Genomic DNA, 22586 nt, shown 5'->3' on the forward strand with positions numbered 1-22586 from the left:
GCCGATCCTCCCGAAGTGCACCAAAGACATCCGCTCCAGGCTAAAACGCCTGGTCACCAGGGGCATCCTCACCGGAACCCGAGCCCGGCCTGTTCGCTCAGCCCGGCACCTGATCCTCATCACGCCCCGGTGTCCAGCAGCCCTCACTCAACCCCAACCCCGAAACGGACAACTACTCACGTTCCGCGCTCTGAAGGCCAACTGCCCTAATAGCGGGGCGCGTTGCGGGACCGCTGCACCTTTGTGGTGCGGCGGTCCTTCGCGTTCCAGCAGGCCTTGTGCCAGTGCCGGCGGTCGTCGACGCCGCCGTAGTCGGGCCAGGCCACCAGGTGCGGGACGCCGGAGGGGATCTCCTGGTCGCAGCCGGGGCAGCGGTAGCGCTTGCCCTGGGCACTGGCCCCGCTGACCTGTCGCACGAGCCACTCCTCGCCCTGCCAGGACTCGGTGTGCTGCAGGCCGAACCGGTCCGGGGAGCCACCGCCGCCTCCGCTGCTCGCGGTGGGGTTCTCGCCGCCTCGTCGGGGGCGGTTGCGGCGCGGGGACACGTAGCACCTCATGGGGCTGGGCGGACTGGTTTCCCCCAGCCTAGGCCCATCAGACAGGGGTAGGCGTACCACTGGAGGGAGTACTCCGGTAGCCCCGGCGCAGCACCGGCCGGAAAATCACAAGATCTTTGTGCGGGCCCGTGCCTTTGGCACTTGTCAGACGTTAATGCCAGTGGGGGATCGCCGATTCGGAGCCTGAGAAGGAGGCATAAGGCGATGCACATTGGAGCTTTTGTACTGGCGGCCCAGTTCCCGGGCCAGGGGCAGGGGGAGGCCCTGCACCGGGCTGTGCGGACGGCGGAGGTGGCCGAGGAGGCGGGCCTGGACTCCGTCTGGCTGGCCGAGCACCACTTCGTTCCGTACGGCGTGTGTCCTTCGGCCGTGACGCTGGCCGCGCTGCTGCTCGGCCGCACCCGCCGGATCCGGGTGGGCACGGCGGTGACCGTGCTGCCGACCGCCCATCCGGTCAACGTGGCGGAGCAGGCCGCCCTGTTGCACCTCACGTCGGGCGGGCGCTTCTCGCTCGGGGTGGGGCGCGGCGGCCCGTGGGTCGACCTGGAGGTCTTCGGCAGCGGTCTGATGGCGTACGAGGAGGGCTTCCCCGAGTCCCTCGACCTGCTGCTGCGCTGGCTGCGCGAGCCGCGTGTGGACGCGCGCGGCGAGCGCTACCGCTTCCGCGAAGTCGCGGTCGTACCAAGGCCGGACGAGCAGCTGGAGGGCGCGCCGGGACCGGAGGTCGTCGTCGCGTGCACCTCGCCGAAGAGCGTGCGGCTGGCCGCCGAGCAGGGGCTGGCGATGCTGCTCGGGATGCACTGCGGGGACGAGGACAAAGCGGACATGACCGCCCTGTGGCGTACGTACGCACGAGCGGCGGGGCGGTCGGCCGAGGAGATCGCGACGGTCGGCCACGTCTCGGCCGGTGTCGCGCAGATCGCGGACAGCGTCGAGGACGCCTGCGAGACCCTCACCAAGGCGATGCCTGGCTGGCTCAAGCAGGGCCTCGACGCGCACGTCACGGTCGACGGCCGGCACCGCGCCATGCGCGACCCGGTGGCGTACACGGAGAAGCTGTGCACCCTGCACCCGGTGGGTACGCCGCAGTTGGCGGCGGACCGGCTGGCGGCGACCTCGGAGCGGACCGGGATCACGCGCTTCGCGCTGCTGACCGAAGGGTCGGGCGATCTCGCCTGCACGGAGGAGAACGTACGGCGGCTGGGCACCGAGGTGCGGGCACTGCTGTCATGAACGGCCCCGGGCCCCTGACGGTCCCGGCTTCCCCGGACGGTCCCGGCTTCCCCGCACGGTCCCGGCTTCCCCTGACGGTCCCGGCTTCCCCGCACGGCCCTGGCTTCCCCGGACGGCCTGACCGTCCTCACCGCCCTGGCCGGGAGTTCCCGCGGGGCCTGCTGGGAGCTGCCGCTCCTGCATCAGTAGCACCTACCTCCCGCGACACGGGAGCGACAGCTTCAGACGTCAGCAGTCCCGCAGTTCCGGCGACTGGTTGAGCAGCTGGCCGCGGACCGACGTGAAGCGGGCGAGCCGCTCGTCGACCGAGGAGTCCAGCGGGAAAACCGCCACGCGGTGGCAGTTCTGGAATGCGAGTCGTACTCCGAAGTGACGCTCCAACGAACCACGGATGGCGTCACTCGCCAGGGCCCGCAGCAACTGGCCACGGGCTTGCTCGGTGGGCGGCGGCGTCTGGTTGTCGGCGAACTGTCCGCCGTCGACCTTCAGCTGGGCCACCAACGAGCTGATCATCTCCCATGCGAAGGGCAGGGAGGTCCGGACGCAGTCGACGAAGTCGGCTTCGTTGACCTCGCCTCGCTCGGCCTGTTCCAACAGAGCCGGTGAGACGTCGAGCGACATGGGTTCTCCTCTCGCGACCCCGCACCCGGGCGGGGTCTTCCGGGCAGGACAGGAGAGCCGCAACGCAGCGTGCACGAACGGCGACCTCCTGCATCCACGGTAAGCGCGCCATCGGTGCCGCGACAGGGGATTGCACACACAACCAGCCATTGCAAGCAGGTTTGGTGAAGCCTGCGAAGGGTGGCGTACGGGTGCCTTACAGGGCGAATCGCGTCCACCCCTTGTCGTCGAGTAGCGTTGCTCCCCATGCGTCTCGTCATCGCCCGCTGCTCCGTGGACTACGCGGGCCGGCTCACCGCCCATCTCCCCTCCGCCCCCCGTCTGATCCTGGTGAAGGCGGACGGCAGCGTCTCCATTCACGCGGACGACAGGGCGTACAAGCCGCTCAACTGGATGTCCCCGCCCTGCACCCTCAAGGAGGGCACCGGTGACGACGCCGGTGTCTGGACCGTGATCAACAAAGCGGGCGAGAAACTGATCATCACGATGGAGGAAGTCCTCCACGATTCGTCGTACGAGCTGGGCATCGACCCCGGTCTCATCAAGGACGGCGTGGAAGCACACCTTCAGGAACTGCTCGCCGACCGCATCGAGACCCTCGGCGAGGGCTACACGCTGATCCGCCGCGAGTACATGACGGCGATCGGCCCGGTCGACATCCTGTGCCGCAACGCGGACGGTGCGACGGTGGCCGTCGAGCTGAAGCGGCGCGGTGACATCGACGGCGTCGAGCAGCTCACCCGCTACCTCGAACTCCTCAACCGCGACCCGCACTTGGCGCCGGTGACCGGTGTCTTCGCCGCCCAGGAGATCAAGCCGCAGGCCCGCGTGCTGGCCACCGACCGTGGCATCCGCTGCGTGGTCCTGGACTACAACGCGATGCGCGGCATCGAGGACGACAAGCTGCGGCTCTTCTAGCCCGCCCGGAGCACGGCTCCGGAACACGGCTCCGGAACACGACTGTGGCGGCCCGCCTGAGGGATCAGGTGGGCCGCCACAGTCGTGTTCGGTACGTACGCGGCCCTGCGGCTCCGCTCTAGGCCGTGCCGCTCGGCCCCGGCGCGCTGACCGTGTTCCCCGGCGAGGTGGCCGGGGGCTTGTCCGAGGTCGCCGTGGGCTTGTCCGGCGAGGTCGGCGGCTTGTCCGGGGACGTCGGCGGCTTGTCGGGAGACGTCGGCGGGTCCGGCTTCGGCGTCGTCGGCGGGTCCGTCGGCTTGGTGGGCGGATCGGTCGGCTTCGTCGGCGGATCGGTCGGCTTGGTGGGCGGGTCCGTCGGCTTGGTCGGCGGGTCCGTGGGCTTCGTCGGCGGGTCCGTCGGCTTGGTCGGCGGACCGGTCGGCTTGGTCGGCGGGTCCGTCGGCTTGCCCGCGGTGCCGCTCGGGGCCGGGTTCGTGGCCCCGTTGTCCTTGCCGCGGCTGGTGGAGTCGGCGGCGGGGACACCGGGGTCACCCGGGCCGTCGTCGCTGGACGCACCGCCGGAGCCGTTGCCCTCGGAACCTTCGGCCTTGTCGGCGTCGATTCCGCCCTTGCCCGCGTCCTCGTTGGCGGACTGGCCGGGGACGACGTTGTCGGCGGGTCCTTCCGGGTTGCCTGTCGCCCCGAGGGTCACCACCGTGCCCAGGACGGCGACGAGCAGTGCGCCCGCACCGGCCGCGACCAGGTTGCGCCGGGCGCCGCTGAGCATCGAGCGGCGCGCCGGCGGACCGCCACCGGCGGCCGAAGGGCTGCGGCCGATCACCAACGGGCCTTCGGAGTCCGGGAGTTCGCCCAGTACGGGCGGGGCTGGCACCCCGGCGGGCGGCGAGGCCGACTCCTCGTACCGCGCGGCGGGCATCTCCTCGCCCGCCGAAGGACGGTCCGACTCGAAGGGGTTGTACGGGGTGTCGAACGGCGAGCGCGAGTAGGCCCCGCCGCCCGCGGGCACGGCTGCCACGACGGGCGGCCCCACCGGCCCGGGACCCACAGGACCCGTACCGCTGCGGTCCCTGACGAGCGCGAGGGCCCGCCGGGCGGCGACGGTGCCGCGCCGGTCGGCGAGCGCACCGCGCAGCCCTATCGAGGTCTCCAACTCCGCACGCGCACGGTCGAGTTGGCCCGCACAGAGCGCGAGAATCCCCAACTCGTGGTGGAAGTACGCCTCTTCGGCCACCTCGCCGGCGATCCGGGACGCCTCGGCGCCCGTCCGCAGCGACCGCTCCCAGGCGCCCCACTGCATCCCCGCCGCGAAGGCGGGTGCGGCGGTACGGGCCAGGAGCACGGCGGCACTCGGGTGCCCCGCCTCCGTGCCCGGAACCAGCGCCGCGAGGGCCGCGAGCACGGCGTCCGACTCGGCGGAGATCCGCTCGGGCGTCACCGAGGGGTGCCCGGCCCACCAGGCGTAGTGCTGGGCGGCGTTCAGCGCCTGCCCGGCCGCGTCCTCGCCGTATCCCGCGTTCTCCAGCTGTACGGCGACCCCGGCGGCCAGCCGGTAGCGCATGCCGGAGGGCGAGAGCAGCCCGCACGCGAGGAGCTCGCCCAGCGCGGCGTCCGCGTGGGTGTCGCCGACCAGTGCCGGCAGGTGTGCCTGGTGCGGCACCTCGCCGCCGAGCGCCAGCGCGAACCGCAGCGTGGCCCGCGCGGACTCGCTGAGCCTGGCGGCCAGCGGCGCGACCGGAGCGATCCCCTCCGCGAGGGTGGGCAGCGGTACGTCGTGCCCGTCGGCGGCGTCGAAGGGCGCGTCGAGCGGGGCCTCGGTGAAGTACCCGTACTCGTCGAAGGCGCCCGGGTCGGCGCGCAGGATGTCGCGCTGCCGCAGCAGCGCCCCGGCCTGCACGAAGCGCAGCGCCAGGCCCTCCGACTCGAACCAGAGGTCCCCCGCCCAGTTCGCCTCCTCGTCGGTGAGCGGCCGGCTCACGGCCCGCTCCAGGAGCTCCAGCGAAGAGCCCCGCCCGAGCCCGCCGAGCAGCACCTCCTCGATGTGCGACTCCGGTGAGGCGGCCGCGACGTCGGGCGTCGTGGCGAGCAGGAACGCGCACTCGGGCGTCGCAGCGAGCAGCTCTTCGAGGACCGCCCCGCCGAACTCCAGGTCGTCCAGGACGACGACGGCGCCGATCTCGTGGACGTGGCGCAGCAGTTCGTCCCGGTCCGGCCGGTGCAGCGGCGCCCGGAAGACGGCCGCGAACAGGTCCTGCAGCAGCTCCGACGTGGTGCGCCGGTAGCCCGAGAGCCGTACGACGCCGTCGGGTGCGAGGTCCGCACAGTCTGCGGCGACGGCGTCGAGCAGTGCGCTGCGCCCCGATCCGGCGGCTCCCACCAGCCGTACGGAACGACCGCGCGACAGCAGCCCCACCAGCCGCTCGCACTCCTCCTGCCGCTCCAGGAGCGGCAGTTCGGGCGCGGCGGGGCCCGGCGGCACCGGCGGCCTGGCGGCGCGCGCCAGCTCGGCGCGGTCGGCCGCCGGGTGCCGGACGGGCGCCTCGGGGCGCTCGCCGGGCGGGCAGGGTTCGATCTCGCTTCCGTCGACCGGATTGACGGTCAGCAGGAAGTCGCCGGAAGTGAACTGGACGGTGCGGGCGAGCGACGGTGTCGCGCTGTGCTCACCGAAACCCTGTCCCAGGTCGCGGGTCATCGGGTCGCGCTCGCGCGCGGCTCCCGGCTGATCCCGCTCTTCGTGGTTGCGGATGTTGTCCTGGCCGTACTCAACAGGTCCCCGGTTTATCGGGTCCATGGTCAAAGCCCCCCAGATGCGTTGCGTGCTGACTGCCCCTCCCGGCCTTTCACACGCTCGCTGTCGCTTCTGGTCCGGTGCCCGCCGACGTGGGTGCATCCATTGCGTGGGCTCGTCAAGCGGCAGGCGACCGAACCCTAGACCTTCGCACATTATCTACGAGCGTCGGGGGTCCTGGACGGTCCGGGACGTCACAGTCGTGTGAGGATTGCCGCCCCCCGGCGACCCGCTGCGGCCCTTGTGGGACCCGGGCGTGGCCCATTCCGCCGCGACCCTTGCGGGACCCGGGCGTGGCCCTTTCGCGGGACGCGCCGGACGGGCGGTCAAACCCGCCTCGATTCAGACCCGCGGCAGCGAGTCCGCCGCGAGCCCGCCCTCGATCGCCAGGATCCGGTGCAGCCGGGTCGCCACCAGCAGCCGCTGCATCTGCGGCGGTACGCCGCGCAGCACCAGCCGGCGCCCGCACCGCCCGGCCCGCCGGTGCGCGCCCATGATGACGCCGAGTCCGGTGGCGTCCCACGAGTCCAGCTCGGTCAGGTTGAGCACCAGGTCCCCTGCGCCGTCGTCGACGGCGGAGTGCAGGACCGTACGGGCGTCCGCCGCGCTGCGGACGTCGAGGCGGCCCCCGACGACCAGCTCGACGTGATCGCCCCTGATGTGCATGTGCGCTCCCCGAGAGTGCTTGTCCGTGACGTCAGACGTCTTCGTCTCTTATTTCTTTCCATCAACTGACTGCCGCAGGGGCAGAGAAGTTGCCGTCTGTAAGCGAATCGATACCGAATTCACCCGTAGGGGTGAGCGCGGTGCCCGGCAGGCCTCGGTCCCGTAGAACGGCTCAGCGCTCCTAGAACGACTCAGTGCTTGCAGAACGGCTCAGTGCTTGTAGAAGCCCTGTCCGCTCTTGCGGCCGATGTCCCCGGCGTCGACCATGCGCCGCATCAGCTCCGGCGGTGCGAACTTCTCGTCCTGGGACTCGGTGTAGATGTTGCTGGTGGCGTGCAGCAGGATGTCGACGCCGGTCAGATCGGCGGTGGCGAGCGGTCCCATGGCGTGGCCGAAGCCCAGCTTGCAGGCGATGTCGATGTCTTCGGCGCTGGCCACGCCCGACTCGTACAGCTTGGCCGCCTCGACGACGAGCGCCGAGATGAGACGGGTCGTCACGAAGCCGGCGACGTCGCGGTTGACGACGATGCAGGTCTTGCCGACGGATTCGGCGAACTCCCGCGTGGTGGCGAGGGTTTCGTCGCTCGTCTTGTAGCCGCGTACGAGCTCGCAGAGCTGCATCATCGGGACCGGCGAGAAGAAGTGCGCGCCGACGACCCGCTCCGGACGCTCCGTCACGGCCGCGATCTTCGTGATCGGGATGGCGGAGGTGTTCGACGCGAGGATGGCGTCCTCGCGCACGAGCTTGTCGAGCGTGCGGAAGATCTCGTGCTTGATCTCCAGCTTCTCGAAGACGGCCTCGACGACGATGTCCACGTCGGCGACGGCGTCCAGGTCGGTCGTGGTCGTGATCCGTCCGAGCGCGGCCTCCGCGTCCTCGGCCGACAGCTTCCCCTTGGCCACGAACTTGTCGTAACTGGCCTTGATGCCCTCGGTACCGCGCGTCAGCGCCGCGTCCGTGACGTCGCGCAGGACCACGTCCCAGCCCGCCTGCGCCGAGACCTGGGCGATGCCCGATCCCATGAGACCGGCCCCGATGACGGCAAGCTTCCTGGCCACTGCGCACTCCCTTTGACTACTGCGTGCTGTCGCGTATGCGTTGTCCTGTGGCGGAGGTTATCGCCGGATGAGGCCGCTGGGGCGGCGAAGAGATGCGCGTCACGTCTCAGATGACGGACATCACACTGATACGTGGTGGCGTGCGTCACCCGGCGTCGCGGACCGCGTAGTTGAGCACCTTCTCGCTCAACAGTCCCTCGGCCTCGTCGAGCAGGACCAGAGCGCCCCTGGACACTTCGGCCGGCGCCCGCCCCTTGACCATCTCGCGGCCGATCCACGCCATGAGAGTGGAGTGCACCCAGACGATCTGACCGGCGACCAGTTCCGGCAGGTCGTCCCCGGGGCCGGCGCCGGTCTCCTCGCGCAGCGCCTTCTCCAGGTTCTCCAGCGATTCCTGCTGGATGTACCAGAGGCGGGAGCGCAGGGTGTGCGCGCCGTGCACGACCTTCATGAAGCTGTCGTAACCCTCCATCAGGCCGACCCGCGGCGAGACGGCCTCCACGTCGGCGCGCAGTTCGCGCAGGACGGCGAGGGCGGCGGACTCGCCCTTGTCGCGCCCTCTGACGTGCCGGGCGAGGAGGTCGACGACGCCCGCGCTGCGGTCGAAGAAGAGGTCCTCCTTCGCCGGGAAGTAGTTGTAGACGGTGTTGACGGAGACGTCGCTGGCCGCGGCGATCTCGGCGATCGTCACCGCGTCGAATCCCTTCGCCAGGAACAGCCCGGTGGCCACGTCGGAGATGTACTGCCTGGTCTGCCGCTTCTTGCGCTCTCTCAGTCCCTCAGCCATGCCGTCATCGTACGCAGCGTTCTTGGTCCCGCTGAAGACTTGGCAAGACTTAAAAGTTGGGGCGATTGCAAAAATAGAGGGACTCTGTTTTTCTAGGGTCATGACAGCGAACGAAGCCCCTCAGGCGATCGTCAGCACCTCCGGCCTCGCCCGTACCTTCCAGACCAAGGCGGGCCCCGTCGAAGCGGTCCGCGGCATCGACCTGACCGTCCGCCCCGGCGAGATCCTCGGCTTCCTCGGCCCCAACGGCGCGGGCAAGACCACCACCCTCCGCATGCTCACCACGCTCCTCGCCCCGACCGGCGGCACCGCCACCGTCGCGGGCTGCGACCTGCTGGCCGACCCCACGGGCGTACGGCGCAAGATCGGATACGTGGCCCAGTCGGGCGGCGTCGACCCGCACATCCCGGTACGCGAGGAACTGGTCACGCAGGGCCGCCTCTACCGCCTCAGCAAGCCCCTGGCAGCGGCGCGCGCGGAGGAGCTGGCGCACGAGCTGGACCTCACCGACTTCATGGACCGCAACTGCAGCGCGCTCTCCGGCGGCCAGCGGCGGCGGCTCGACATCGCGATGGGCCTCGCGCACCGCCCCGAGGTCCTCTTCCTCGACGAACCCACCACAGGACTGGACCCGGGAAGCCGCGACGACCTGTGGAAACTGATCCGCCGGCTGCGCGACACGTACGGCACGACGGTCCTGCTCACCACCCACTACCTCGACGAGGCCGACGCGCTCTCCGACCGGCTGGTGATCATCGACAAGGGCACGATCGTCGCGGACGACACCCCGGGCGCGCTCAAGCTGCGCCACGGCGGCTCGGCCGACGCCACGCTCCAGGACACCTTCCTGGCCATCACCGGACGCGCCGCGCCGGCGCCGAAGGACACCACCCCCGTAGCGGTCTAGGAGCCCCACCGTCATGCCTGCTCTGTCTTCACCGTCCCCCCTGTCCCCCCTGTCTCCCCTGTCCTCCTTGTCCTCCCTGCTCTCCGACACCTCGCTGATCTTCGGCCGGTACGTCCGGCAGACCCTGCGCTCGAAGTTCCAGATCTTCTTCGGCGTCCTGATGCCGCTGCTCTACCTGCTCTTCTTCGGCCCGCTGCTGACCGGCCTTCCGCTCGGCTCCAAGGGCGACTCCTGGCAGGTACTGGTCCCCGGCCTGCTGCTCCAACTCGGCTTGTTCGGCGCCTCATTCGCCGGTTTCGCGCTCATCCTCGACAAGGGGACGGGGGTGGTGGACCGGATGCGGGTCACTCCCGCCAGCCGTCTCGCGCTGCTCCTGGGGCGGGTGCTGCGGGACGCGGTCCTCTTCGTCTTCCAGGCCGTCCTGCTGGTGGCCGCGGCCCTCGCAATGGGACTGCGCGCGCCGGTCGCCGGCATCCTGATCGGCTTCGCCTTCGTCGGCGTACTGACGATCGCGCTGGCGGCGCTCTCGTACACCCTGGCGATGAAGGTCTCCACGCCGCAGGGGTTCGGCCCGGTCGTCAACGCCGTCTCGATGCCGGCGATCCTGCTCTCCGGCCTGATGCTGCCGATGGCGCTGGCGCCCACCTGGCTGAACGTCCTCTCCCACTTCATGCCGTTCCGGTACCTGGTGGACGCGGTGCGGGCGGCGTACGTCGGCGAGTACGCGAGCAGCACGATGCTGTACGGGGTGCTGGTGGCGGTCGCGTTCACGTTGCTGGCGGTAGCGGCGGGTACGCGGGTCTTCCGGCGGGCCGGGGCGTAATGGCTATGGCTACGCTCTGGGCATGGTCAATCTGACGCGCATCTACACCCGTACCGGCGACAAGGGCACCACGGCGCTCGGCGACATGAGCCGCACTGCCAAGACCGATCTGCGGATCTCGGCGTACGCGGACGCCAACGAGGCGAACGCGGTGATCGGCACGGCGATCGCCCTCGGCAACCTGGACGAGGGCGTGGTCACAGTCCTCACCCGCATCCAGAACGACCTCTTCGACGTGGGTGCGGACCTTTCCACGCCGGTCGTCCAGGACCCGAAGTACCCGCCGCTGCGGGTGGAGCAGTCGTACATCGACAAGCTGGAGGCGGACTGCGACGCCTACCTGGAGGAGCTGGAGAAGCTCCGCTCCTTCATCCTGCCCGCGGGGACGCCGGGGGCGGCACTCCTCCACCAGGCATGCACGGTCGTACGACGGGCGGAACGCTCCACGTGGGCGGCCTTCGAGGTCCACGGCGAGTCGATGAACCCGCTGACCGCCACCTACCTGAACCGCCTGTCCGACCTCCTCTTCATCCTGGCCCGAACAGCAAACAAATCGGTGGGCGACGTCCTCTGGGTCCCGGGCGGCGAAAGGTAAGCCTGCTGGGGGGCGGTGGTCGTTCTCCTTAGCCCCCTTGGGCAGCGGGGCCGCCCCCCGGGGGCAGTGGGGTCTCCCCTGCTCGAGCGAAGCCGAGAGCTTGGGGAAGGGTGGGCAAGGGGGCGGCCCCCACGCAGAGCACGCCCCCTCCGCGATCGACCGCTCCCCTCACCGCTCCACCGCCACCCCCGGCCCCCTCTTCGGAAACACCGTATAGCTCCCCGCAATCACCACATTGATCCCGACCACGAACGCCACCTTGAACTGCCAGTCCCGCAGGGACGACACGTCCCCCGCGTCCCCCACGTACCACGCCGCCCCCTGCAGCAGCCCCGCCGCGATCGCACACGCCAGGATCCACCGCGCCGCCGTCTTCCACTCGTACACTGCCCGCGCCATCCCGTACTTCGGCGGCTTCACCGGCGGCGGCCCACCCGCGAACCGGTGCGCGAACCGTACGTCGAGCCACTTGATCGTCCGGTGCCCCAGCGCCACCGTGAACCCGATGTAGACCGCCGCGAGCCCGTGCTTCCAGTCCGGTACCGCCCCGTTCTTCAGGTCGATCGCGGTGACCACGAGGAGTACGACCTCCAGCAGCGGCTCGCACAGCAGCAGCGCCACTCCGAGCCGGGGCATCTTCGCCAGGTAGCGCAGCGAGAGGCCCGCCAACAGCAGCACCCAGAAACCGACTTCACAAGCAATGACCAGTGCGACGATCACGACGCGACTCCTCCCGTAAACACACCCCCATCGTCACTCACCCCCCTCCCCCGAGCATCGTCGCCAAGAGCGAAGCCGCACTACACCGAAGGATGCAGTGCGGTTTCCGCCCGCGCGCGGAGGACGCCCGGCCGCGGGCCGTGTTGGATGGAGTACGTGCCCCGCCTCCCGCTCCCCCGCTCCCTCCACCACCCGCTCTTCCAGCCGCACCGGGACGACGTGCTCCTCTCGGTGGGCAGCCTGCTCGGTGGGCTGGTGCTCTGGTTCCTCGGGCTGTACAGCCAGGGCAACCGCCATCTCCTCCCCGGCTGGGTGACCCTCGTCCCCCTCTGCGTCCTGGCCGCCATGGAGCTGCTGCGCAGGACCGCCCCCCAGTTCGCCCTCGCTGTCGGCACCCTCGGAGTGATCGCCGACCAGTTCACCTGGGGCAACATCGCCACGATCATCATGTTCGCGGACCTCGTGTACGCGGCCGTGGTCTACGGCACTCCACAGGCGGCCCGCCGGATCCCGATCACCACCGGGATGGTCACCCTGGCGGTCACCATCGGCTTCCTGGCCTGGTCCCGCGATCCGGAGGCCCTGCTGGTCGGCATGGTCACGGGCCTGATCAGTTTCGCGCCCGCGCTCACCGGTTCCATCCTGCGCAACCACCGCGAGGCCGCCGTCGCCGCCCGGCTGCGCGCCGAACAGACCGCACTGCTCGCCGAGATGGACCGTGCGCAGGCGGTGGTCGCCGAACGGGCGCGGATGGCAAGGGAGTTGCACGACATGGTGGCCAACCACCTCTCGGCGATCGCCATCCATTCCACCGCCGCACTCTCCATCGACACCCCCGAGACCTCCTCCCGCGCGCTGGCCGTCATTCGCGAGAACAGCGTCCAGGGCCTGGCCGAAATGCGCCGTCTGATCGGCCTGTTGCGGGCGGGCGACGGCGACGGCAGGCCCACCGCGGCCCCCACCCTCGACGGCCTCGAAGCGCTGCTCGCCCAGTCCCGTACCTTCGGCGCCGACAGCGGGCTGACCTTCGTACTCGACGACGCCCGCCCGGCAGGGCTCGGGCTGCCGACACCGGTCGAGCTGGCCGCGTACCGGATCGTGCAGGAGTCGCTGACCAATGCGCTCAAGCACGCGTCCCCGGGCCCGGTCGCCGTCTCCCTCGCGTACGCGGACAGGACCCTGACGGTGTCGGTGACCAGCCCGTTCGGCGGCGAGCGCCCAGGGCCGCGCGCACCCGGCTCGGGGGCAGGGCTGGTGGGCATGCAGGAGCGGGTCACCCTGCTGGACGGCGAGTTGGAGGCGGGCCCGGCCGCCCTCGACGACGGCACCAAGATCTGGCAGGTACGGGCCCTGCTGCCCGCCGAGAACGAGAGCGAGGAGCTCCCCACATGAGCCACATGAGCCACATGAGCCACCTGCAGACGAGCACGAGCACGGGGAGCGCCCCCGCCCGCGCCCCCGCCCCCGTCCGCGTCCTGGTCGCCGAGGACCAATCGGCCGTACGGGCCGGTCTGGTCCTCATCCTGGGCAGCGCCCCCGACATCGAGGTCGTCGGCGAGGCATCGGACGGCGAGGAGGCGGTCCGTCTCACCCGCGAGCTGCGCCCCGACCTCGTACTCATGGACATCCAGATGCCGAGGCTCGACGGGGTGTCGGCGACGAAGCAGGTCGTCGCCGAGCAGCTCGCCGACGTCCTCGTACTGACTACCTTCGACCTCGACGAGTACGTCTTCGGGGCCCTGCGCGCGGGCGCCTCCGGCTTCCTCCTCAAGAACACCGAGGCCAAGGACCTGCTGGAGGCGGTACGGACCGTGGCCCGCGGCGAGGGGCTGATCTCACCGGCCGTGACCCGCCGGCTGATCGCCGAGTTCGCCGCGCCCTCGACCGCACGCAGCGAGAACGCACCCGACCTGTCGGTCCTTGACCCGCTGACCCGGCGCGAGCGCGAGGTGCTGACCCGGCTCGGCGAGGGGCTCTCCAATGCGGAGATCGCGGTCCGGCTCGACATGGCGGAGGCCACCGTCAAGACGCATGTGAGCCGTCTCCTGGGCAAGCTCGGGCTGCGCAGCAGGGTCCAAGCGGCGGTGTTGGCGCAGGAGTTGGGCGTCTGAACGTAGGGCATCCAATCGGATCCGAACGGGCGAATTCCCCACTCTCCCCCACTCTCCCCCTCTCTGGTCCAGACCTCTTGACGATTGGTCCAGACCTTGGCACGCTCACCGCACTGCAGTGGTGAGCACGCCATGCATTGCCTCCCCCTCAGGGGCGTGCTCACCAGGCGGCGCAGGTCCCACCCCCGTCATGTCGGACCTTCTTGGGAGCACCCCTTGAGTACTGCAATTCCCCAGCATCCCCACAGATCCTCGCGGCTGAGAAAACGATTCGCAGCCGGACTGACCGCTCTCGCCCTTCCCCTCGCCGCGATGGTCGGCCTGGCCTCCCCCGCCCAGGCGGCCCCCGCCGCGACCGCGACGTACACGAAGAAGTCGGACTGGGGCACGGGCTTCGAAGGCTCGTGGACCGTCAAGAACACCGGCACCACCACCATGAGCTCGTGGACCGTGGAGTGGGACTTCCCCACCGGCACCAAGGCGGGCTCCGCCTGGGACGCCGCGCTCACCACCGCAGGCAACCACGTCACCGCCAAGAACCTCTCCTGGAACGGCACCCTGACCCCGGGCGCCTCCGTCACCTTCGGCTTCAACGGCACCGGCGCCGGCAACCCGTCGGGCTGCAAGCTCAACGGCCTCTCCTGCGACGGTGACACCCAGCCCGGCGACGCCGCCCCCTCGGCCCCCGGCACCCCGGTGGCCAGCGGCATCACCGACACCTCGGCCAAGCTGACCTGGACCGCGGCCACCGACGACAAGGGCATCAAGAACTACGACGTCCTGCGCGACGGCACCAAGGTCGCCACCGTCACCGGCCTCACGTACACCGACAACTCCCTCACCAAGGGCACCAGTTACTCGTACGCGATCCAGGCCCGCGACACCGCCGACCAGACCGGTCCCGCGAGCGCGTCCGTCGCGGTCAAGACCACTGGCGGCGGCACCGACCCGGGGCCGGGCCCCGGCGACCAGGTCAAGCTGGGCTACTTCGCCAACTGGGGTGTCTACGGCCGCAATTACCACGTCAAGAACCTGGTGACGTCCGGCTCGGCCGCCAAGATCACCCACATCAACTACGCCTTCGGCAACGTCCAGGGCGGTAAGTGCACCATCGGTGACGCCTTCGCCGACTACGACAAGGCGTACACCGCCGACCAGGCCGTGGACGGCGTCGCCGACACCTGGGACCAGCCCCTGCGCGGCAGCTTCAACCAGCTCCGCAAGCTCAAGGCCAAGTACCCGAACATCAAGGTGATCTGGTCCTTCGGCGGCTGGACCTGGTCCGGCGGCTTCGGTGAGGCGGCCAAGAACCCGGCCGCGTTCGCCGACTCCTGCTACAAGCTGGTCGAGGACCCCCGCTGGGCGGACGTCTTCGACGGCATCGACATCGACTGGGAGTACCCGAACGCCTGCGGCCTGACCTGCGACACCAGCGGTCCCGCCGCACTGGGCAACCTGTCCTCCGCGCTCCGCACCAAGTTCGGTGCGAACAACCTGGTCACCGCCGCCATCACCGCCGACGGCTCGGACGGCGGCAAGATCGACCTGACGGACTACGCGAGCGCCGCCAAGTCCTTCGACTGGTACAACGTGATGACGTACGACTTCTTCGGCGCCTGGGACGCGAAGGGCCCGACCGCCCCGCACTCGCCGCTCACCCCCTACACCGGCATCCCGAAGCAGGGCTTCAGCTCCTCCGAGGCCATCGCCAAGCTGAAGGCCAAGGGCGTCCCCGCCAAGAAGCTGCTGCTCGGCATCGGCTTCTACGGCCGCGGCTGGACCGGCGTCACCCAGAAGGAGCCGGGGGGCACCGCGACCGGCCCCGCGGCGGGAACGTACGAGCAGGGCATCGAGGACTACAAGGTCCTCAAGAGCAGCTGTCCCTCGAACGGCACGATCGCCGGCACCGCCTACGCCCACTGCGGCACCAACTGGTGGAGCTACGACACCCCGGCGACGATCAACTCCAAGATGGCCTGGTCGAAGTCGCAGGGCCTGGGAGGCGCCTTCTTCTGGGAGTTCAGCGGCGACACGACCAACGGCGAGCTCGTCTCGGCGATCGACAGCGGTCTGAAGTAGCCCTGAGGCTGTAACCCCACCGGCCCCCCATGGGAAAAGCCGGAGGAGACGAGTCCGCCCCCGTCTCCTCCGGCTTTCGCACGTCTGCCGATCGGCGTCCCCGGCGAGCTGTACCTCGTCAGTGAGTACCGCGCTATGCCACGTTCACCCGCTGGCCGGGCGGCGCCGCCTCCAGCCAGGCGAGGAAGCCGGTCAGCGCGTCCTCGGTCATCGCCAGCTCCAGCCGCGTACCGCGGTGGAGACAGCCGAGGATGTGCGCGTCGGACAGCAGCGCCAGCTCCTCCTCGCCCTCGGGAGGGCGGCGCGTGACGACCTCGATGGCCGAGCGCTCCAGGACGCGGCGCGGCTTCGGCGAGTACGAGAAGACCCGGAACCAGGCGATCCGGTCGCCGCTGTAGCGGGCCACGCCGTACACCCACCCCTTGCCGGACGTGTCCAGCTCCTCGGTGGTGTCCCAGCGCAGCGAACAGTCGAAGGTGCCGCCGGAGCGCTGGATCAGTCTCCTGCGCAGCCCGAAGACGAAGAGTCCCACCAGCACCAGCAGGACGACAGAGCCGCACACAAGCAGAGCGAGGATCATCTCCTACGACCTCCTCGCCTCATCCATTACCGCCGGGAAAAAACCAGAACCACGCAGCATCAACAAAAAGCGTCCGCATCGCCTCAGCCGCGACCCGTCCTGGAAGTATCCAGTACGAGCCGCGGCTGAGGTTAATTCACGCGTAGTGAGGCGGGACTCAGTGCCCCGCCACCGCACGCAGACGGACGTCGGCGCGACGCTCGGCGACCGCGTCGGCGGCCTCCTTCGCGCGCTCCAGCGCCCGCTCCGCACGAGCCTGGTCGATCTCGTCGGCCAGCTCGGCGATCTCCGCGAGCAGAGACAGCTTGTTGTCGGCGAACGAGATGAAACCGCCGTGCACGGCGGCGACGACAGTGCCGCCCTCACTCGTACGGATGGTCACCGGGCCCGATTCCAGCACACCCAGAAGCGGCTGGTGACCGGGCATGACGCCGATGTCGCCGGACGTGGTGCGCGCGACGACCAGGGTGGCCTCGCCGGACCAGACGTTACGGTCCGCAGCGACCAGCTCGACGTGCAGCTCAGCAGCCAAGGGTGGCTCCTCGGGTCACCACCCGGCAGTGGCTGCCGGGTGTTGGGTCAAAGTCTAGGGGGTGTACGGAAGAGGGGCGGGGCTGGCCCGCCCCTCTCACACGTACGGCACTACTCGGGGCTGGCGGCGTCAGCTGACGCCGAGCTCCTTGGCGTTGGCCTTGAGGTCCTCAATGCCACCGCACAGGAAGAACGCCTGCTCGGGGAAGTGGTCGTAGTCGCCGTCGCAGATCGCGTTGAACGCGCGGATCGACTCTTCCAGCGGTACGTCCGAACCGTCCACGCCGGTGAACTGCTTGGCGACGTGGGTGTTCTGCGACAGGAAGCGCTCGACGCGACGGGCACGGTGGACAACGAGCTTGTCCTCTTCGCCCAGCTCGTCGATACCGAGGATCGCGATGATGTCCTGGAGGTCCTTGTACTTCTGCAGGATCCCCTTGACGCGCATCGCCGTCGCGTAGTGGTCCGCCGCGATGTAGCGGGGGTCCAGGATGCGCGACGTGGAGTCGAGCGGGTCCACCGCGGGGTAGATGCCCTTCTCCGAGATCGGGCGCGACAGAACGGTCGTCGCGTCCAGGTGGGCGAAGGTGGTGGCCGGCGCCGGGTCGGTCAGGTCGTCCGCGGGGACGTAGATCGCCTGCATCGAGGTGATCGAGTGACCACGGGTCGACGTGATGCGCTCCTGGAGGAGACCCATCTCGTCGGCCAGGTTCGGCTGGTAACCCACCGCGGACGGCATGCGGCCGAGGAGCGTGGAGACCTCGGAACCCGCCTGCGTGTAGCGGAAGATGTTGTCGATGAAGAAGAGCACGTCCTGCTTCTGCACATCGCGGAAGTACTCCGCCATGGTCAGACCCGAGAGCGCGACGCGAAGACGCGTGCCCGGCGGCTCGTCCATCTGACCGAACACAAGCGCCGTCTTGTCGATGACGCCGGACTCGGCCATTTCCTCGATGAGGTCGTTGCCCTCACGGGTGCGCTCACCGACACCGGCGAACACCGACACACCGTCGTGGTTGTTGGCCACACGGTAGATCATTTCCTGGATCAGCACGGTCTTGCCGACACCGGCACCACCGAACAGACCGATCTTTCCACCCTTGACGTACGGGGTGAGAAGGTCGATGACCTTGACGCCGGTCTCGAACATCTCGGTCTTCGACTCGAGCTGGTCGAACGACGGGGCCTTGCGGTGGATGGGCCACCGCTCGGTCACCTCGGCGTTGGCCTCCGGCTTGTTCAGGATCTCGCCGAGGGTGTTGAACACCTTGCCCTTGGTGATCTCGCCGACGGGGACGGTGATGCCCTCGCCGGTGTCGACGACCGGAGCCTGGCGGACCAGACCGTCGGTCGGCTGCATCGAGATCGCGCGGACCAGGCCGTCACCCAGGTGCAGGGCGACTTCCAGGGTCAGCGTCTTGAGCTTGCCGTCCTCGGCCGGGTCTGCGACCTGGACCTTGAGGGCGTTGTAGATCTCCGGCATGGCGTCGACGGGGAACTCCACGTCGACGACAGGGCCGATGACACGGGCAACACGGCCCGTGGCGGCGGCCGTCTCCACAGTGGTCGTCATTACTTGTCACTCCCCGCGTTCGCGTCGGCGAGGGCGCTGGAGCCACCGACGATCTCGCTGATTTCCTGGGTGATTTCGGCCTGGCGGGCCGCGTTGGCAAGCCGGGAGAGGCTCTTGATGAGATCCCCGGCGTTGTCGGTCGCCGACTTCATCGCACGACGACGGGCGGCGTGCTCGGAGGCGGCGGACTGAAGCAGTGCGTTGTAGATACGGCTTTCGACGTATCGCGGCAGCAGGGCGTCCAGGACGTCCTCCGCCGAGGGCTCGAAGTCGAAGAGCGGAAGGATCTCGTCCTTCGTGCCCTCCTCCTTCTGCACCTTGTCGAGGCTGAGCGGCAGCATCCGGTTCTCGACCGGGTTCTGCGTCATCATCGACACGAATTCCGTGAAGACGATGTGCAGTTCGTCGACGCCGCCCTCGGCCGTCTCCGTGGTGACGGCCTCGATGATCGGGCCGGCAACACGCTTGGCGTCCGCGTAGGTGGGGCTGTCGGTGAAGCCCGTCCACGAATCCACGACCTTGCGCTCGCGGAACCCGTAGTAGGCGACACCCTTGCGGCCGACGATGTACGTGTCGACCTCCTTGCCCTCGCCGCGCAGCCGCTCGGTGAGCTTCTCCGCCGCCTTGAGGGCGTTGGAGGAGTAACCGCCGGCCAGGCCGCGGTCGCTCGTGATGAGCAGGATCGCGGCCCGGGTCGGGGCCTCGACCTCGGTCGTCAGCGGGTGCTTGGTGTTGGATCCGGTCGCCACGGCCGTCACCGCGCGGTTCAGTTCACCGGCGTACGGCATGGAAGCCGCCACCTGGCGCTGAGCCTTGACGATGCGGGCCGCGGCGATCATCTCCATCGCCTTGGTGATCTTCTTGGTCGCGGTGACGGATCGGATGCGACGCTTGTAGACCCGGAGCTGCGCTCCCATGAGTCAGGTCCCTTCCGTCGTCACTTGGAGACGTTGACGGCCGGTGCGTCCTCGCCCAGGGACTTGCCGTCCGAGGTCTCGAACCGTCCCTTGAACGTGGTGATCGCGTCGGCGATGGACTGCAGCGTGTCGTCGTTCATCTTGCCGCCGTCGGCGATCGAGGTGAGGAGCTCCTTGCGCTCGCGGCGCAGGTAGTCCAGCAGCTCGTTCTCGAAGCGACGGATGTCCTCGACCGGGACCTCGTCCATCTTGCCGGTGGTGCCGGCCCAGACGGAGACGACCTGCTCCTCGACCGGCATCGGCTGGTACTGGCCCTGCTTCAGCAGCTCGACCAGGCGCTTGCCGCGCTCCAGCGACGACTTGGAGGCCGCGTCCAGGTCGGAACCGAAGGCGGCGAACGCCTCCAGCTCACGGTACTGGGCGAGGTCCAGACGCAGTCGGCCGGAAACCTGCTTCATGGCCTTGTGCTGGGCGGAGCCACCGACGCGGGAGACCGAGATACCGACGTTCAGCGCCGGGCGCTGGCCCGCGTTGAACAGGTCGGACTCCAGGAAGCACTGGCCGTCGGTGATGGAGATGACGTTGGTCGGAATGAACGCCGACACGTCGTTCGCCTTGGTCTCGACGATCGGCAGACCCGTCATCGAACCGGCGCCCATGTCGTCCGACAGCTTCGCGCAACGCTCAAGGAGACGCGAGTGCAAGTAGAAGACGTCGCCCGGGTAGGCCTCGCGGCCCGGCGGACGGCGCAGCAGCAGCGACACGGCGCGGTAGGCGTCGGCCTGCTTCGACAGGTCGTCGAAGATGATCAGGACGTGCTTGCCGGCGTACATCCAGTGCTGGCCGATGGCCGAACCGGTGTACGGCGCCAGGTACTTGAAGCCGGCCGGGTCGGACGCGGGGGCGGCGACGATCGTCGTGTACTCGAGCGCGCCGGCCTCCTGGAGCGCACCACGCACGGAGGCGATGGTGGAGCCCTTCTGACCGATGGCGACGTAGATGCAGCGCACCTGCTTGTTCACGTCGCCCGAGCGCCAGTTGTCACGCTGGTTGATGATCGTGTCGACGGCCAGCGCGGTCTTGCCGGTCTGGCGGTCGCCGATGATCAGCTGACGCTGACCGCGGCCGACCGGGACCATCGCGTCGATCGCCTTGTAGCCGGTCTGCATCGGCTCGTGCACGGACTTGCGGACCATGACGCCCGGAGCCTGGAGCTCCAGGGCGCGGCGGCCTTCGGTCTCGATCTCGCCGAGGCCGTCGATCGGGTTGCCGAGCGGGTCGACAACGCGGCCGAGGTAGCCCTCGCCGACGCCGACGGAGAGCACCTCACCGGTGCGCTGCACCGGCTGGCCCTCCTCGATTCCGCTGAACTCGCCGAGGACGACAGCGCCGATTTCGCGCTCTTCGAGGTTGAGCGCGAGACCGAGCGTTCCGTCCTCGAACTTCAGCAGCTCGTTCGCCATGGCCGAGGGAAGTCCCTCGATCTTCGCGATGCCGTCGCCGGCAACGCTGACAGTTCCGACCTCCTCGCGAGAGGCCGCGTCCGGCTGGTACGACTGGACGAAGTTCTCCAGTGCGTCCCGGATCTCCTCCGGCCGGATCGTGAGCTCCGCCATCTGGGTTCCCTGCTCTCCTTGTTGGGCCCGAAGTTTTCTAGGGGTCTGGGGTCGGCCCCCAGGAATCCTCTGCGGCCCAACCGGGCCGCTGGCAATGCGTGGTGCTGCGTGCGTTTTACTGCGTTGCTTCTACGGTGTGCTGGCGTCAGCCGGCCATGCGGCGGGTCGCCTCGTCGAGGCGCTCCGAGATGGTCCCGTCGATGAACTCGTCGCCGACGCGGACCTGGATCCCGCCGAGGACCGCGGGGTCCACGTCGAGGTTCAGGTGCATCTCGCGGCCGTAGATCTTCGCCAGGGCCGCGCCGAGGCGCTGCTTCTGCCGGTCGGTCAGCGGCACCGCCGAGGTGACCTCCGCGACCATCCGGCTGCGGCGCTCCGCGGCGAGCTTGGAGAGGGAGTCGAGTCCCGATTCCAGGCTACGTCCACGGGGCTGCGTCACAAGGCGTACGACCAGACGCTCGGTGACCGGCTCGGCCTTGCCCCCGAGCAGGCTGCGGAGCAGCTCGCTCTTGGCGGCGGCGGAGGCCGACTTGTCGGTGAGCGCGGAGCGCAGACCCGTGTTGGACGAAACGATCCGGCCGAAGCGGAACAGTTCGTCCTCGACGTTGTCGAGCGTCCCGGCCTGCTGCGCGGCGGTGAAGTCGGCGGTGTTCGCCAGCTCCTCCAGCGTGTCGACCAGGTCGCGGGACTGCGACCAGCGGGACCGGACCATGCCCTTGACCAGGTCGACGGCGGGGCCGTCCACCTGACCGGTGAGCAGCCGTCCGGCCAGTTCGGCCTTGGCCTCACCCGGCTGCGACGGGTCGGTCAGGACCCTGCGCAGCGAGACCTCACGGTGGAGCAGCGCGGTGACGGCGGACAGGTCGCCGGCCAGCTTCGTCGCGTCGACGGAGCTGGTGTCCGTCAGCGCGTCGAGGCTGTCCCGGGCGTTGCCCAGTGCCTCGCGGCTCGCGCCGTTCATCGGGCCGCCTCGGCCTTCTCCTCAAGTTCGTTGAGGAAACGGTCGATGGTGCGGCCCTGGCGGGCGGAGTCCTCAAGGGACTCGCCGACGAGCTTGCCGGCCAGGTCGGTGGCGAGCTTGCCGACGTCCTGACGCAGCGTCAGGGCAGCCTGCTTGCGGTCGGCCTCGATCTGGGCGTGACCGGCAGCGATGATTTCCTCACGCTGCCGCTGGCCCTCTGCGCGCAGGTCTTCCTTGAGCGCAGTGCCCTGCTCCAGCGCCTCCTGGCGCAGGCGCGCGGCCTCGTGGCGGGCCTCGGCGAGCTGAGCCTTGTACTGCTCCAGGACGCTCTCGGCTTCGATCCGGGCCTCATCGGCCTTCTCGATACCGCCTTCGATGGCCTCGCGGCGCTCTTCCAGAACCTTGTTGATGTTCGGGAGGAGCTTCTTGGCGAGGAAGCCGAAGACGATGACGAAGGCGATCAGACCGATGACCAGCTCGTCGAGATGCGGGACCAGAGGATTCTGAGGCTCCTCAGCCGCCGCAAGGAACAGAGCGTTCACATCAG

22 protein-coding genes are annotated in these 22586 nt (G+C 69.5%); 8 read left to right on the forward strand and 14 right to left on the reverse strand.

The annotated features are described in order from the left end of the window. Positions 1–206 precede the first annotated feature (206 nt). Entirely contained in the window at positions 207–545 is a 339-nt protein-coding gene (locus AB0D18_RS22795; protein ID WP_362421387.1) for an ATP/GTP-binding protein, read from the reverse strand. Between the two features lie 216 nt (positions 546–761). Between AB0D18_RS22795 and AB0D18_RS22800 the strand changes: the two genes are divergently transcribed. Further along, positions 762–1790 carry an LLM class flavin-dependent oxidoreductase gene (locus tag AB0D18_RS22800; protein WP_362421390.1) on the forward strand — a complete coding sequence of 343 codons (1029 nt, stop codon included), beginning with the start codon at positions 762–764 and terminating at the stop codon, positions 1788–1790. A gap of 228 nt (positions 1791–2018) precedes the next feature. On the opposite strand, the gene AB0D18_RS22805 is transcribed toward AB0D18_RS22800, so the two are convergent. Beyond that, the gene (locus tag AB0D18_RS22805; RefSeq protein WP_362421393.1) at positions 2019–2411 is read right to left on the reverse strand and encodes an SCO5389 family protein; all 393 of its coding nucleotides are present in this window, start codon (positions 2409–2411) and stop codon (positions 2019–2021) included. 246 nt (positions 2412–2657) lie between these two features. Here AB0D18_RS22805 and nucS point away from each other — a divergent pair, with 246 nt between their 5' ends. Further along, complete coding sequence (gene nucS, locus AB0D18_RS22810) at positions 2658–3329, forward strand: endonuclease NucS (protein ID WP_362421396.1); 672 nt, start codon at positions 2658–2660, stop codon at positions 3327–3329. Between the two features lie 118 nt (positions 3330–3447). Here the strand turns inward: nucS and AB0D18_RS22815 are convergent, their stop codons facing one another. The 4 genes from AB0D18_RS22815 to AB0D18_RS22830 form a co-directional block, all read right to left on the reverse strand. Further along, entirely contained in the window at positions 3448–6117 is a 2670-nt protein-coding gene (locus AB0D18_RS22815) for an ATP-binding protein (protein ID WP_362421397.1), read from the reverse strand. A 339-nt stretch (positions 6118–6456) separates the two neighbouring features. Continuing rightward, positions 6457–6780 (reverse strand): STAS domain-containing protein, encoded by a 324-nt coding sequence (locus AB0D18_RS22820; RefSeq protein ID WP_362421400.1) that lies wholly within the window; start codon positions 6778–6780, stop codon positions 6457–6459. Between the two features lie 210 nt (positions 6781–6990). Then, entirely contained in the window at positions 6991–7839 is an 849-nt protein-coding gene (locus AB0D18_RS22825; RefSeq protein WP_362421403.1) for a 3-hydroxyacyl-CoA dehydrogenase family protein, read from the reverse strand. A 145-nt stretch (positions 7840–7984) separates the two neighbouring features. Next, positions 7985–8626 carry a TetR/AcrR family transcriptional regulator gene (locus AB0D18_RS22830; RefSeq protein ID WP_362421405.1) on the reverse strand — a complete coding sequence of 214 codons (642 nt, stop codon included), beginning with the start codon at positions 8624–8626 and terminating at the stop codon, positions 7985–7987. Between the two features lie 100 nt (positions 8627–8726). On the opposite strand from AB0D18_RS22830, the gene AB0D18_RS22835 reads away from it, so the two are divergent. From AB0D18_RS22835 to AB0D18_RS22845, 3 genes are all read left to right on the forward strand, one after another. Beyond that, positions 8727–9533 (forward strand): ATP-binding cassette domain-containing protein, encoded by an 807-nt coding sequence (locus AB0D18_RS22835; RefSeq protein WP_362421408.1) that lies wholly within the window; start codon positions 8727–8729, stop codon positions 9531–9533. Positions 9534–9600: 67 nt separating this feature from the next. Next, positions 9601–10356, forward strand: a complete 756-nt coding sequence (locus tag AB0D18_RS22840) for an ABC transporter permease (RefSeq protein WP_362421411.1) — start codon at positions 9601–9603, stop codon at positions 10354–10356. A 22-nt stretch (positions 10357–10378) separates the two neighbouring features. Beyond that, positions 10379–10951, forward strand: coding sequence for a cob(I)yrinic acid a,c-diamide adenosyltransferase (locus tag AB0D18_RS22845; protein WP_362421414.1), 573 nt, complete (start codon positions 10379–10381; stop codon positions 10949–10951). 168 nt (positions 10952–11119) lie between these two features. Here the strand turns inward: AB0D18_RS22845 and AB0D18_RS22850 are convergent, their stop codons facing one another. Then, on the reverse strand, positions 11120–11671 hold the full coding sequence (locus tag AB0D18_RS22850) for a hypothetical protein (RefSeq protein WP_362421416.1): 552 nt from the start codon (positions 11669–11671) through the stop codon (positions 11120–11122). Between the two features lie 156 nt (positions 11672–11827). Here AB0D18_RS22850 and AB0D18_RS22855 point away from each other — a divergent pair, with 156 nt between their 5' ends. From AB0D18_RS22855 to AB0D18_RS22865, 3 genes are all read left to right on the forward strand, one after another. Beyond that, the gene (locus AB0D18_RS22855) at positions 11828–13063 is read left to right on the forward strand and encodes a histidine kinase (protein ID WP_362421418.1); all 1236 of its coding nucleotides are present in this window, start codon (positions 11828–11830) and stop codon (positions 13061–13063) included. Positions 13064–13077: 14 nt separating this feature from the next. Further along, entirely contained in the window at positions 13078–13782 is a 705-nt protein-coding gene (locus tag AB0D18_RS22860) for a response regulator transcription factor (protein ID WP_362421627.1), read from the forward strand. A gap of 312 nt (positions 13783–14094) precedes the next feature. Beyond that, positions 14095–15861 (forward strand): glycoside hydrolase family 18 chitinase, encoded by a 1767-nt coding sequence (locus AB0D18_RS22865; RefSeq protein WP_362421421.1) that lies wholly within the window; start codon positions 14095–14097, stop codon positions 15859–15861. Between the two features lie 133 nt (positions 15862–15994). Here the strand turns inward: AB0D18_RS22865 and AB0D18_RS22870 are convergent, their stop codons facing one another. From AB0D18_RS22870 to AB0D18_RS22900, 7 genes are all read right to left on the reverse strand, one after another. Continuing rightward, the gene (locus AB0D18_RS22870; protein ID WP_362421423.1) at positions 15995–16441 is read right to left on the reverse strand and encodes a DUF2550 domain-containing protein; all 447 of its coding nucleotides are present in this window, start codon (positions 16439–16441) and stop codon (positions 15995–15997) included. Between the two features lie 157 nt (positions 16442–16598). Next, positions 16599–16973, reverse strand: a complete 375-nt coding sequence (locus tag AB0D18_RS22875; RefSeq protein ID WP_362421426.1) for a F0F1 ATP synthase subunit epsilon — start codon at positions 16971–16973, stop codon at positions 16599–16601. A gap of 129 nt (positions 16974–17102) precedes the next feature. Further along, positions 17103–18545: a F0F1 ATP synthase subunit beta gene (atpD, locus tag AB0D18_RS22880; RefSeq protein WP_362421428.1), complete on the reverse strand. Its 1443-nt coding sequence runs from the start codon at positions 18543–18545 to the stop codon at positions 17103–17105. Continuing rightward, a complete protein-coding gene (locus AB0D18_RS22885; protein WP_362421431.1) occupies positions 18545–19462 on the reverse strand; it encodes a F0F1 ATP synthase subunit gamma in 918 nt (305 codons plus the stop codon). The genes atpD and AB0D18_RS22885 overlap by 1 nt, the downstream gene beginning before the upstream one ends. Before the next feature lie 20 nt (positions 19463–19482). Next, positions 19483–21078 (reverse strand): F0F1 ATP synthase subunit alpha, encoded by a 1596-nt coding sequence (gene atpA / locus AB0D18_RS22890; protein WP_362421433.1) that lies wholly within the window; start codon positions 21076–21078, stop codon positions 19483–19485. Between the two features lie 145 nt (positions 21079–21223). Further along, a complete protein-coding gene (locus AB0D18_RS22895) occupies positions 21224–22039 on the reverse strand; it encodes a F0F1 ATP synthase subunit delta (RefSeq protein WP_362421436.1) in 816 nt (271 codons plus the stop codon). Beyond that, complete coding sequence (locus AB0D18_RS22900) at positions 22036–22581, reverse strand: F0F1 ATP synthase subunit B (protein ID WP_362421438.1); 546 nt, start codon at positions 22579–22581, stop codon at positions 22036–22038. The genes AB0D18_RS22895 and AB0D18_RS22900 overlap by 4 nt, the downstream gene beginning before the upstream one ends. Positions 22582–22586: the final 5 nt, after the last annotated feature.

The organism is Streptomyces sp. NPDC048442, from assembly GCF_040651475.1.
Taxonomy (GTDB): Bacteria; Actinomycetota; Actinomycetes; order Streptomycetales; family Streptomycetaceae; genus Streptomyces.